The sequence below is a fragment of the Pacificimonas flava genome (assembly GCF_000342165.1).
Classification (GTDB): Bacteria; Pseudomonadota; Alphaproteobacteria; order Sphingomonadales; family Sphingomonadaceae; genus Pacificimonas; species Pacificimonas flava.
The window spans coordinates 394,069-406,335 of record NZ_AMRV01000002.1; the positions used below are offsets into that span (position 1 = coordinate 394,069).

13 protein-coding genes are annotated in these 12,267 nt (G+C 63.8%); 5 read left to right on the top strand and 8 right to left on the bottom strand.

The annotated features are described in order from the left end of the window. The first annotated feature begins 10 nt into the window (after positions 1-10). Positions 11-952 (top strand): glutathione synthase, encoded by a 942-nt coding sequence (gene gshB, locus C725_RS04575; RefSeq protein ID WP_038281465.1) that lies wholly within the window; start codon positions 11-13, stop codon positions 950-952. 10 nt (positions 953-962) lie between these two features. Here gshB and C725_RS04580 read toward each other — a convergent pair whose 3' ends face one another. The 3 genes from C725_RS04580 to C725_RS04590 all read right to left on the bottom strand — a co-directional run bounded on the left by C725_RS04580 (position 963) and on the right by C725_RS04590 (position 3,008). Continuing rightward, on the bottom strand, positions 963-1,439 hold the full coding sequence (locus C725_RS04580; protein WP_008600452.1) for a hypothetical protein: 477 nt from the start codon (positions 1,437-1,439) through the stop codon (positions 963-965). Positions 1,440-1,453: 14 nt separating this feature from the next. After that, a complete protein-coding gene (locus C725_RS04585) occupies positions 1,454-1,846 on the bottom strand; it encodes a DUF6152 family protein (RefSeq protein ID WP_038281466.1) in 393 nt (130 codons plus the stop codon). Positions 1,847-1,916: 70 nt separating this feature from the next. Next, positions 1,917-3,008, bottom strand: a complete 1,092-nt coding sequence (locus tag C725_RS04590) for an esterase-like activity of phytase family protein (protein WP_008600454.1) — start codon at positions 3,006-3,008, stop codon at positions 1,917-1,919. A gap of 69 nt (positions 3,009-3,077) precedes the next feature. Here C725_RS04590 and recQ point away from each other — a divergent pair, with 69 nt between their 5' ends. Beyond that, positions 3,078-4,877: a DNA helicase RecQ gene (recQ, locus tag C725_RS04595; protein ID WP_008600455.1), complete on the top strand. Its 1,800-nt coding sequence runs from the start codon at positions 3,078-3,080 to the stop codon at positions 4,875-4,877. On the opposite strand, the gene C725_RS04600 is transcribed toward recQ, so the two are convergent. Both C725_RS04600 and cobT read right to left on the bottom strand, forming a co-directional pair. Next, positions 4,868-5,314 (bottom strand): glycine zipper 2TM domain-containing protein, encoded by a 447-nt coding sequence (locus C725_RS04600; RefSeq protein ID WP_008600456.1) that lies wholly within the window; start codon positions 5,312-5,314, stop codon positions 4,868-4,870. The two genes, recQ and C725_RS04600, sit on opposite strands and share 10 nt — an antisense overlap. Positions 5,315-5,467: 153 nt before the next feature. After that, entirely contained in the window at positions 5,468-7,339 is a 1,872-nt protein-coding gene (gene cobT / locus C725_RS04605) for a cobaltochelatase subunit CobT (protein WP_008600457.1), read from the bottom strand. A 396-nt stretch (positions 7,340-7,735) separates the two neighbouring features. Between cobT and C725_RS16120 the strand changes: the two genes are divergently transcribed. Together C725_RS16120 and C725_RS15650 are read left to right on the top strand one after the other, a co-directional pair. Then, the gene (locus tag C725_RS16120; RefSeq protein ID WP_149864530.1) at positions 7,736-8,470 is read left to right on the top strand and encodes a HipA family kinase; all 735 of its coding nucleotides are present in this window, start codon (positions 7,736-7,738) and stop codon (positions 8,468-8,470) included. Beyond that, a complete protein-coding gene (locus C725_RS15650; RefSeq protein WP_078056135.1) occupies positions 8,467-9,315 on the top strand; it encodes a DUF3037 domain-containing protein in 849 nt (282 codons plus the stop codon). Before C725_RS16120 ends, C725_RS15650 begins: the two co-directional genes overlap by 4 nt. A gap of 359 nt (positions 9,316-9,674) precedes the next feature. Here C725_RS15650 and C725_RS04615 read toward each other — a convergent pair whose 3' ends face one another. The 3 genes from C725_RS04615 to C725_RS04625 form a co-directional block, all read right to left on the bottom strand. Further along, on the bottom strand, positions 9,675-9,899 hold the full coding sequence (locus C725_RS04615; protein WP_008600459.1) for a hypothetical protein: 225 nt from the start codon (positions 9,897-9,899) through the stop codon (positions 9,675-9,677). A gap of 427 nt (positions 9,900-10,326) precedes the next feature. Continuing rightward, positions 10,327-11,334, bottom strand: coding sequence for a cobaltochelatase subunit CobS (gene cobS, locus C725_RS04620; protein WP_008600461.1), 1,008 nt, complete (start codon positions 11,332-11,334; stop codon positions 10,327-10,329). Positions 11,335-11,368: 34 nt separating this feature from the next. Continuing rightward, on the bottom strand, positions 11,369-11,956 hold the full coding sequence (locus C725_RS04625) for a J domain-containing protein (RefSeq protein WP_008600462.1): 588 nt from the start codon (positions 11,954-11,956) through the stop codon (positions 11,369-11,371). 47 nt (positions 11,957-12,003) lie between these two features. On the opposite strand from C725_RS04625, the gene C725_RS04630 reads away from it, so the two are divergent. Further along, positions 12,004-12,261, top strand: a complete 258-nt coding sequence (locus C725_RS04630) for a BolA family protein (protein ID WP_008600463.1) — start codon at positions 12,004-12,006, stop codon at positions 12,259-12,261. The last annotated feature ends 6 nt before the right edge of the window (positions 12,262-12,267 follow it).

Consider the following 12,267-nt stretch of genomic DNA (forward strand, 5'->3'; position numbering starts at 1 on the left):
AACGCAGGACATGAGCCTGAATGTCGCCGTCCAGATGGACCCGATCGCCGCCGTCAAGATTGCCGGCGATTCCACCTTCGCGCTGATGCTGAAGGCGCAGGAACGCGGCCACAAATTGTGGCATTATCTGGCGAAGGACCTGTCCTGGACGGGCGGGGCCGTGCGTGCACGCGCCAGACCGGTCGAGGTGCGCGCGGTGGAGGGCGATCATTTCACGCTGGGCGAGGAAGAGATGATCGACCTTGGCACGGACATCGACGTCGTCCTGATGCGGCAGGACCCGCCCTTCGACATCGCCTATATCACCGCGACGCACCTTCTTGAAATGGTACGAGAGAAGACGCTGATCGTGAACGACCCTGTCGAGGTGCGGAACGCCCCGGAAAAGCTGTTCGTGCTGCGCTATGCCGACCTGATGCCGGACACGATGATCACGCGGTCCGCAGACGACGTGCGCGCATTCCGCGACAAGCATGGCGCGGTCGTGGTGAAGCCGCTGCACGGGAAGGGCGGCGAGGCCGTGTTCAAGCTGGACGAGGACGACGGCAACCTCGGCGCGCTCGTCGAATTGTTCGGAGAGATCTTCAAGGAGCCGTTCATCGCCCAGGCCTTCCTGCCTGCCGTGGTGGAGGGCGACAAACGCATCGTCCTTGTCGATGGTGAGGCGGTCGGCGCCGTAAACCGCCTGCCCAAGAAGGGAGAAATCCGCAGCAATTTCGCCGCTGGCGGCTCCGGCGCGAAAACCGAATTGACGGAGCGGGAGCAAGAAATCTGCGCACGCATCGGCCCCGATCTGAAGGCGCGCGGCCTGATCTTCGTGGGCATCGACGTCATCGGCGGACTGCTGACGGAAATCAACGTCACTTCACCCACCGGCATCGTCGCCATCGACCGCTACAACGGCACCGACATCCCGGGCCGTATCTGGGATGCCATCGAGGGGCGGTTGTAGACGGCCGCCCTCAAAAGGCGATGAAGCGTCCGGCCAGTATGGCCGCGCTCCAGATAGAGAGCGACAAGGCGGCCGAGACTCGCAGCCGTTTCGCGACGGAGCCGTTCTCTCGCGCCGCTCTCTTCCACCCTTGGGTAGAGTGTACCCAAGCTGCGTGCGCGGTTCCGATCAGCACCAGACCTACCTTGATCAGGAACGCCGAGTTTTCCGCATAGTCGCGCGGTTGGATGCTGAACAGCAGCAGGCCGGTCGCAGCCGCAAGGCCCAGCCCGCAGGCGGACACGCGCGGCAAATAGAGCGCCAGGGGTTGGACGGGTATCTGGGGGAACAATCCCAACAGCTTCAGATCGAGCGAAAGAATCGATCCGAACAGGACCGCGAGGCCGATGATATGCAGGCCGTTTACAATTGGATAGGCGGTGCGCGACGTCCTCAATGCCTCCGCCAACGCAGAATTCTCCACGGCGGTCAGAGCCACGTCGAGCATCGCGGCGCCGAATTTTACTTGCCGGGCTTCAAGGTCTTCGGGCGATCCGGGTAGACGTCGTAGGTCTTGCCGTTCACCGTGATCGTTTCCGCCTTGAACGCGCGTTCGTCCGCATCGCGAGACCGGTGGCCGGTGACCACGGCCTGATCGCCGGTCTCAGCCACCCCTTCCACGAAACCCGCACGGGCAGACGCCGACGGCGGCGCAAGGTCGACCTGCCATGTTCCGGCCTGATCGCGCAATTCGAGGTGCATGTGAGGATTGCCGAAGCTGATCGAAACGATCTCGCCGGAAAGGCGGCTTTCCTCGTCTTCTGTCCAGGCCCAACCGTGATGCGCCAGGACGCTAGCGGGCACGGAAACGGACATGAGGGCCAGCAATGCTGTTTTGAAACGAACTCGCATCATTGATGAGACTCCTTGGCTTCTCACCCGCTGCACACTGTATAGCCCAAATCGAGGGATGATGCGAACAAGTCTAATCGTCCGGAGAAATCGTTTCGCCCGGCCCCGGCTTCGCCTCTGGCGGTTTGGTGCTCGGCCGCGCTTGCGCCGCCCTCTTGGCCGGCATCAATTCGAATTTCATCAGCAAGGTTCGCTGGGCCGGGCTGAAATTATCGTCGCTCATCAGATAGAGGAAGGTACGCTCGCCCGACACGCGGATAGCGAGCGCCTCCATATTATCGACGGTCAGGGGCGCCTTCAGCATGGTCAGCGGCGTTCGCTTCAAGCGGCCGGGCCCGCTGGGAGACGCTTGAAATTCGAGCAGGTCCAGGCGGGCCGCGACGCCTTGCAGCGGCGAATAGCGGCGGCTGAGAAGCAGGATGCCGCCATCCGGCAGGGCGTGCGCGTCCGTCGGCTTGAAATCCGTTGGCAATTCGAAGGGGATTTCCGAGGTGCGCAGCTTGCCGTCGCGTCCACGCCACTGGCGGTGCGCGAGGACACGGCCGTCCCGGCGCAAATCCTCCGGGATCAGGAACGTGCCCCGTTCCGTGCCGGCCACCGCCTCGATGCCGCCATTTTCCGGCAATGCCTCGACCCAGTCACCGAGCGGCAGTTCGCGCATGAACGCGCCGATCCCTCCGTCTTCATCAAGGGCATAGCGCCATGCGCGGTGCGAGCGTTCGAAATAGACATTGGCGGCGACCGGCTTCCCGTCCGTGCGCTGGATGGACAGCGCCTCCGCATCGGCCAGAGGCTTGACCAAAAGCGGAGCGCCGCGATCGTCTGTCAAAATGCCGATGCGGGCCGCCGCGATGCCGGTCAGCCTGTCATCCGCCTCCTCGGTGTCGAGGCGCAGCCAGTCGCCCTGGTCGGTGATGGCCAAAAAGCGGTCGCCGCCCAGCCAGCGCAGACCCGACACGCCGCCGACCCGCTCCTCGCCGGAGGACAGGACCAGACCGCCGCGATAGGCCAGTCGGCCAATCCTTTCGACCTTCGCATCGCTTTCGCTGAGCGCCAGCGGTTCCGCCGCGATCGTGACGGGCCCGTCCTCCGCCTGCGCATTCATCGCCGCAAGCGCGAACAGCGCCGTGGCGACCGCGTAGAATCCCGACCGTAACCCTGTCATCCCGCCTCTTCGTCCCTGCGACCTGTTCGACTGTGGCGCGCGCCGCGCCGCGCCGCTATCCGGACGGCTGTGTATATCAGTGAGCCCGTACAGATCCTGAACGACGTTTTCGGCTACAAGTCGTTCCGTCCCCTGCAAGGCGAAATCGTCGAGGCGGTCGCGCGCGGCGAGGATCGCCTCGCCATCATGCCGACCGGCGCGGGCAAGTCGCTCTGCTATCAGGTGCCCGCACTCGCCCGGCCGGGCACGGCGCTCGTCATCTCGCCGCTGGTCGCGTTGATGCAGGATCAGGTCCGCGCGCTGCGGGAGGCGGGCGTCGCCGCTGCTGCGCTGACCGGCGCGACGGCGATGGACGAACGCCGCGACATCTGGAATGCGCTGGAACAGGGGACGCTCGACCTCCTCTATGTCGCGCCCGAGCGGGCGACCATGCCCGACTTCCAGGACCGGATCGGCCGCGCCGACCTTGCTCTCATCGCCATCGACGAGGCGCACTGCGTTTCGGAATGGGGTCATGATTTCCGGCCGGATTACCGGCAGCTGCGCCCGCTCTGCGACCGCTTTCCGGGCGTTCCTCGCATCGGCCTGACCGCGACGGCCGATGCGATGACGCAGGCCGATATCGCCCAGCAGCTCGGCATCGACGCGGACAAGGTCGTGGTCGCCGGCTTCGACCGGCCGAACATCACCTATCACGTCCGCGCCGGCGACAGCCGTACGCGCCAGCTGATGGATTTCCTGAACGGGCGGCGGGGCCGGGCAGGCATCGTCTATGCGCCGACCCGGGCAAAGGTCGATGCCATCGCGGCGCAGCTGCAGGCTGCCGGCCTCAACGCGCTGCCCTATCATGCCGGTCTGGATGCGGAGACGCGCAGTGCGAATCAGGCCGCCTTCGTCGCCGGCGACGACATGATTATGGTGGCGACGGTCGCGTTCGGCATGGGCATCGACAAGCCGGACGTGCGCTTCGTGGCGCATATGGCGCTGCCGAAATCGATCGAGGCCTATTATCAGGAAACGGGCCGCGCCGGCCGCGACGGTGCGCCGGCCGAGGCGGTGATGTGGTGGGGGGCGGCGGATATTGCCCGCGCTCGCTCTCAGCTTGCCGAGGGGGAAAGTTCCGAGGAGCGGCGGCGCATCGACGAGGGCAAGCTGAACGCGCTCGCCGCCTATGCCGCCAGCGCCGCCTGCCGCCGCATCGCCCTTCTGACCTATTTCGGAGAGCCGGCGCCGGCGCCTTGCGGCAACTGCGACAATTGTCTGGAGCCGCCGACACAGGTCGACGTCAGCGAGGATGCCGTCAAGCTGCTCAGCGCCGTATACCGAACAGGTCAGCGGTTCGGGCTGGGGCATATTGCCGATGTGCTGGGGGGCGTTGCCAGCGAACGAGCCTCGAAGCTGGGGCATGACCGACTGGGCGTGTTCGGGCTGACCGAGGGGAAGACGACCAGGGACTGGCGGCCGGTGCAGCAGCAGCTGGTGGCGGAGGATGCGCTGCGGGTCGATCCGCAATATGGCGGGCTGACGCTGGGGCCGGCGGCGCGGGCCGTTCTGAAGGGCGAGCGGACGGTCAGCATCGTACCGCCGCCGCCGGGGCGAAAGCGTCGCCGTCAGCAGGGTGCCCCGGCGCTGTCCGACGCCGACGATCCGTTGTTCGGACGGCTGCGGGCGCTTCGCAAGGCGCTTGCCGCCGAGCACGGGGTCCCGGCCTATGTCATCTTTCACGACGCCACCCTGGCGGAGGTGGCGGCGCGGCGGCCGGCGACAGAGGCCGATCTGGCCGGCATCAGCGGTGTCGGCGGCGCCAAGCTGGAACGCTACGGCGCCGCCTTCATCACCGCCATCGCCGACTATGAGGCTCAGCAGTAGCGGCGGTTGCTGTCGCCCTTGCCGATTTCGTGGCCCAGCACCGCGCCGGCGGCAGCGCCGAGGATGGAGCCGATGGTCTTGTCGCCGCGGCCCGCGACCTCGTTGCCGACCACGCCGCCGGCGACGCCGCCGATCACCGTGCCGACATTGACGCCATTGCCCGACCGGCAGCGGTCGTAGCTGTCGTATCGGTTGCCGCGGCGGTCGTACCAGTCGTCCCGGTCGCGGCGGTCGCGCCGGTCATAGCGAACACGGTCATACCGGCGGTCGTCGCGGCGATAGTCGCGGTAGTCCCGGTCGTAGCGGCCGTCGCGGTCATAGCCCCTGTCCCAGCCGCCGCGGCGGTCGTCGCGGTCCCAGCGGCCGTCGGCGAAGGCCGGGGTGGCGGCGCTGAGCCCGGTCAGGGCGATGGTTCCGATCAAAATCTGTTTCAGCATGGCATACTCTCCATAAACCCCTTGTGGCGGTGTGGCCGCGGGCGGAACAGGGGACCGAAATCCCGCGGCCACATCCCGACACTGGACCCCGTCCATTGAGCCGATGCTGAACGCGCCGTTTTTGTTCGGTTCATCGAAAAAGCGCCCGCCCCCTCAGGCAGCGCGCCGGCGTCCCTTCACCCCCTCCTCCTCGAACAGGGAGGCGAGCTGTTCCACCATGGTGCCGCCCAGCTGCTCGGCATCCATGATGGTGACGGCGCGGCGGTAATAGCGCGTGACGTCGTGGCCGATGCCGATGGCGTTCAGCTCCACCGGGCTGCGCGTCTCGATCCAGTCGATCACCTGCCGAAGGTGGGTTTCGAGATAATTGCCGCTGTTCACCGACAGGGTGGAATCGTCGACCGGCGCGCCGTCGGAAATGACCATCAGGATGCGCCGCTCCTCCGGCCGCCCCACGAGGCGGTTGTGCGCCCAGAGCAGCGCCTCCCCGTCGATATTTTCCTTCAAGAGCCCTTCCCGCATCATCAGGCCGAGATTCTTGCGCGCGCGCCGCCAGGGCGCATCGGCGGTCTTGTAGACGATGTGGCGCAGGTCGTTCAGGCGGCCGGGTTTCGCCGGGCGGCCGTCCGACAGCCATTGTTCGCGGCTGGACCCGCCCTTCCACGCGCGCGTCGTGAAGCCCAGGATCTCCGTCTTCACTGCGCAGCGTTCCAGCGTGCGCGCCAGAATGTCGGCGCAGATGGCGGCGATGGAGATGGGCCGCCCGCGCATGGAGCCGGAATTGTCGATCAGCAGGGTGACGACCGTGTCGCGGAAATCCGTGTCGCGCTCCACCTTGTAACTGAGCGACTGGGTCGGGTTGACGACCACGCGGGCCAGGCGCGCGGAATCGAGCAGCCCCTCCTCCTGATCGAAATCCCAGGCGCGGTTCTGCTGCGCCAGCAGGCGGCGCTGCAGCCGGTTCGCCAGCTTCGCCACCACGCCCTGCAGGCTGGTCATCTGCTGGTCGAGATAGGTGCGCAGGCGCGTCAGCTCCTCAGGGTCGCACAGATCCTCCGCCCCCATCACCTCGTCGAACTGCGCGGTATAGGCCTTGTAGTCGAACAGCGACGGCAGGTCGGTCCAGGGCGCATTGGGGCGAAAGGGGACCATGCCGTCATCGGCCTCGTCGCCCATCTCCGCCTCCGACAGCATGTCGTCGTCGAGCTGCACATCCTGTTCGCCGCCCTCGGCGTCCGAATCCTCCTCCTCGCCGCGCTGGTCGAGCGCCGAATCCTGCCCGGCCGAGGGGCCGTCATCCTCGCCGTCCTCATCGTCCTCCGTGTCGTTCTCGGCGCTGTCGTCCTCGCCGGACTCCTCGTCGTCCTCCGAATCCTCGGTCTCGTCGGAATCCGGGTCGCCGAGGTCGAGGTCGGTCAGGATGTCGCGCGTCAGGCGGGCGAAGGCGTCCTGATCCCCGATGCGCGCAAGCAAGTCGTCCAGATGCGCGCCGGCGCGGCTTTCCACCCAGTCCCGCACCAGATCGACGCCGGTCTGCGCCTGCGCCGGGACGGGCGCGCCGGTCAGCCGTTCGCGCACGATCAGGCCGACGGCGGTCGCCAGCGGCACCTCGTCGGCGGCGCGGGCGCGGGTGATCGGGTCCATCTTCACGCGCGCCTCTGTCATGGCAGCGAGGTTCGCCTTCGTCCCCGCCATGGCGTTGGCGCCCAGCGCCTCCACGCGCGCCTGTTCGGCGGCGTTGAAGATGTCGCGCGCGGGGCCGGCGCCGGGCTGGCCGCGCATGTGGCGGGCGGCGTCGTGGTGGCGGCGTTTCAGCGCAAAGGCGTCGGCCCAGCCGCGCGCCTCCTGCACCTCCCGCTCCGGCATGCCGCGCGGCGGCTGCGGAATGCGGCCGGCACTGGCCGAGCCGGAGGGGCGGTCGGCGGTGTAGCTGAGTTCATATTCCGGCGTCCGCGCCACCGCCCGCAGCGCCGCGGCCAGCGAATGACGAAAGTCCTCGACCGGATTGCGTTTCTCCCCGCTCATGCCGCCACCACCATATCTGGGGCTCCGGCACCGAACTTGACACATGTGTCCGCAGCGAAGTTGACAGTCTGGACACTCATAGCGCCCGCACGTCCGGCCCAGCGCCGAGCGGCAAGGCCCGAGGGGCCGGCGATGAACGCGGCGCGGGACCGGCGGCGAGGCAGCAGAAAACGCATAGGACGCAAGCTCGGTCAGCGAACCCTATTTTACAAGAGCGGAATGAGTGGGTGGTGTGTTGGACCATTCGTGATACTAAAGATCCTGATGGTTCACCATGTCGCCGTCCAGGCTTCTCCTGGTTTTTCAAAAGCCAACCCTCGCAAACGGCTCGGCCTCGATGGCGAGGCCGTCATACGTCTCGCGGATTTATAATTTCATCGATGGTAGTCATGGCCGATGGCATTTAAGCTAGAAGCACTCGAGATTGTGGAGGTCGTGCGGCCCATCCAAAGCGGCGCAACCCAACCATACCTATGCCAGCTTGCAGATGAGCGGCTTTATGCCGTCAAGGGGCGAGCCGCGCTGAACAAGGGCTTAATTGCAGAAGTTGTTTCTGGCTGGCTTGCGCAAAATCTAGAAATCCCCGTTCCCTTTTTTGCGCTGGGTAATTTACCAAGGCCGCTTTTGGACTCTTACGAAGATCAACGATTATCGACTTCCATCGGGAGTGGAACATTGTTCGCCTCTCTTTGGAAGGAGCCCGTTGAAGCTATGGTAATGCCGTTGCTCCAACAAATGCCCAGCGACACCCTTGCCACCATCTACGCCTTCGACCATTGGATAAAAAATGGGGACCGGTCCCTTTCTGAGCGGGGAGGAAACCCCAACTTAATGGTGGAACTCGATAGCAATTCCCTGATTGCAATTGACCATAACTTGGCGTTTTCAAATAGCTATAGGTGCTCCGAACTAACTCTGCATGCCTGTCGAGGCGCATGGGGGAAAAAGCGCTCTAATAATGTTTTCATTTGTCAACTATGCGAAAATATGCGCAGGTTAACTGCGAGTTTGGATGAAATTTTCGGCCAGCTTCCCAACGAGTGGGTTGAAGATGAGAACGATTTTTTAACCTCCATTCGCAGCACATTATACAGGGTTAACCAACAGGCCTTCTGGGATGAGCTCGCATGAAGAATATCTTCAAATACAGCATCATTCGGTTTCGACCGTTCGCGGAGACAGAAGAGTTTGCCAACATCGGCGTAGTCGTGATCGATGGCATGTCTGGGAAAATAGATTTTCAGCTCGCGCCTAAGAGGTTCTCTCGAGTTCGACATTTTTTTGAAGAAAGGGCATACAACGCCTACGGACATGCGATTGACCTTTTAAAGATTGAGCTTCCGCGAGCTGGCGAATATTTGCCGGCAATTCACGGAACAGATACAAGAACCACCTTTTGGGAGATTGTAAGGCCACGAGAATCTAGTGTTATCTTTAGCGCGCCGCGGGCACTGCAATCGGAACTACCGTTAGACGTTTTGGTTCGTAGCCTGTTTGCTCGGTTTGTTAAACGCGAGATTACTGTGGATAATGCGGAGCATGTCTTGACTAAGAAAATCAGGCAAGCTTTGCATCGCAGCCATTTTAAGCATTTTCGTACGGTTAAAATTGAAGATGATGTGATTCCAGTGACGTTTCCTTTAGCCTACAAAGGAGAAACTCTACGTGCTATAAAGCCCCTATCTTTTAGTCAGCGAAGCCCAATGAGCGTAGTTGACTACGGCGCTCATTGGCGAAAACGGTTGAGTTATGTTCTCGACCGTGGCAGCGTGGAAAAAGGCAACATTTTGATCGCAGTAGATGGTCCGGAATACGACGCAGATGATTCAATGCAGGAAGCTTATCGGCTGGCAATCGGTGAATTAGAGCAACTCCCATTTCAAATCGTGCCTAGTGAGATGAATGGTTTCGTTAATCCTAATATTATCGAATTCGCGGCTCACTCTCCGCCGTCGCAGAAAAGATTTCTCCAGTAAACTCGATCAATAAAGCCATGTCATGAAACTGATATAAAATTGTTAAGCCGTGGATGATATCAGCCATTACGGTCGGCAAGAATGTTGGGGTAGCGGCGGAAAGACCAGACTCTTATTCAGTTTCTACGATAAATACCTTTCGGTTTATTGAGCATCATTAGTTACAGTATTTTCTAAAATAAAATCACTCTCACACTTTTTATACTGTGACTTGTTTTATTTTGTTTTCTTAATAGATGTCCGGCGTGCTTATCGATTCTGCTCTCTCAGAGCCCCGCACGCGAAGTCCTTAGTCTTTCAATTTTAGGTCCAAGGGCGAACCGCACCTTACGGCACTGCTCGCCCTCGGACATAGCGCCTTATTCCTCGCTGGCGTCGGCGGGTTCGGTTTCGACGACGGGGACGTCGACGGTGCGCTCTTCGGTGCGGACTTCGACCTCCGGCGTGTCGACATCATATTCGGGCATGTTGCCGCCCTCGACCTCGACGTTCGGCATTTCGCCCTCTTCCGTCTGCTCCACGTCGCAGGCGGTGACGGCGAGCGCGGCGGCGCCCATGGCGGCGAGGCCAATCAGTTTCTTCACAAGTCTTACTCCCAATCGTTGACTGAGAATTTACGCGCGGATCGGGGCGGGGTTCCGAACAGGGTGACATGAACGCGCCATGCGGCGGGCCGAGTTCGAAGGGCTTTCCGGGCGTTTACCATGTTTCGGAGCGCCGGTGCGCGGGCCTCGATTTGGCCGCAGCCGTGGGGCGGGCGCGTCGATACTGGGCGGCGACTTCGCGTGCGGGCGGGACCGCCGGGTTCGACTTGGCCGTTCGGCCTGTCCGTTCGACCGGCCGGGCGTTCGGCTGTCCGCGCGCTGTTCCGGGCTGCGCGCGAGGCTTCCGGCAGCCCGCCGGGCTTCCGGCCGTCTGCCGGGCTTCTGGCCACCTGCCGGGCGTGCGAACGCCTGCCGTGCATGCGAACGCCAGCCGCGCATGCGGCCGCCTGTTGGGCTTCCAACCCGGTTAGGTGCGGGCCTGGCTGACGACGCTTTCGGGCAAGTCCTCGCCGAAGACGCGCTGGTAATATTCGGCGACGATGGGGCGCTCCAGCTCGTCGCACTTGTTGAGGAAGGAGACGCGGAACGCGAAGCCGAGATTGTCGAAGATGCCGGCATTCTGCGCCCATGTGAGGACGGTGCGGGGACTCATGACGGTGGAAATGTCGCCGTTGATGAAGCCCTGACGCGTCAGATCGGCGACCTGCACCATGCGGGCGATGCGGTCCTTCCCCTCCTCCCCCGAAAAACGGTCGCCGGCCTTTGCGTGGACGATCTCGATCTCGTGCGCACTGTCGAGGTAGTTCAGCGTGGTGACGATGTTCCAGCGGTCCATCTGGCCCTGATTGATCTGCTGGGTGCCGTGATAGAGGCCGCTGGTGTCGCCGAGGCCGATGGTGTTCGACGTGGCGAACAGGCGGAAGAACGGGTTCGGGCGGATGACGCGGTTCTGGTCGAGGAGGGTCAGCTTCCCCTCCACCTCCAGCACGCGCTGGATGACGAACATGACGTCGGGGCGGCCGGCGTCGTATTCGTCGAAGACGAGCGCGGTGGGCGTCTGCAGCGCCCAGGGGAGCAGCCCCTCCCGAAATTCCGTCACCTGCTGCCCCTCCTTCAGGACGATGGCGTCCTTTCCGACGAGGTCGATGCGGCTGATGTGCGAATCGAGGTTGATGCGCACGCAGGGCCAGTTGAGGCGCGCGGCGACCTGCTCGATATGCGTGGACTTGCCAGTGCCGTGATAGCCCTGAACCATGACGCGGCGGTTGAAGGCGAAGCCGGCGACGATGGCGAGCGTGGTGTCGGGGTCGAAGACATAGTCGGGGTCGAGGTCGGGCACGCGCTCGTCCGCCTGGCTGAACGCCGGGATCTTCATGTCGATGTCGACGCCGAAGGTTTCGCGCGCGTCCACCTCTGTATCCGGCGCGGGCATCAGCGTCTGGTGGCTGTTCGTGTCTACGGGCTGGCTGGCCATGCGGCCTCCTCAGAATCGTCAGGGGAGTGGTCGGTCATTCGGCGAAGGCGGTGCTGCGCCTGAGCTGCGTATAGGCATCGATGACGGCCTGCAACTCACGCTCGTGGGAGCGGTCGCCGCCGTTCATGTCGGGATGGTAGCGGCGCACCAGCTCCTTGTACCGCGCGCGGATGTCGGCGCGGGTGGCGGTGCGGTCGAGGTCGAAGGCGCCGAGAGCGGCGTGATCCTCCGGCGACAGGCGCACGCGGGAGGCCTCCGCCGTTTCGGGGAAGGCATCGGCGCCGAAACGCTCGCGGAAGATGCCCATCTCGTCGGCGAAGGCATTGGCATAGGCGTTGGCGGCAAAGGCCTGCGTCGCGCGGTCCCAGCGGCCGTTCGCGCGCAGCGCCTCTCCGCGCCAGCTATACCCCTCGTTGAATTCGCGGACATGCTGCAGGCAGAAATACTGCCAGGTGCCGTGCGGGGCGCCGGTGACGGGGGCGCGGAATTCGCCGGGTTCGTCGCAGCCGGGGCGCTGGCACAGCCCCTCGCGCTCGACACGGCCGTGGAAGCGCTCGCGGCGGCGGGGTCGGGGCGGTTCGGAATCGCTGTTGGCGTCGGTCTGGCGGTGTCCCTCTTTCACCCGCGATCATATAGGAAGGCGCGCGGACGATCGAAAGGAACAGGCCCATGCAGACGATGGAAACGGAAATTCGGGAGCGGCTGACGAGGGCGCTGGCGCCGACGCGGCTGGAGGTGGTGAACGAAAGCGCGCTGCACGCCGGTCATGCGGGCGACGACGGTACGGGGGAGAGCCACTTCGCGGTGGAGATCGAGAGCGCGGCGCTCGCCGGCCAGTCGCGCGTGGCGCGGCAGCGGGCGGTCTATGCCGCGCTGGGGGATCTGATGCAGCGCATCCACGCGCTGCGCATCAAGGCGGAGGGGTGATGGCGC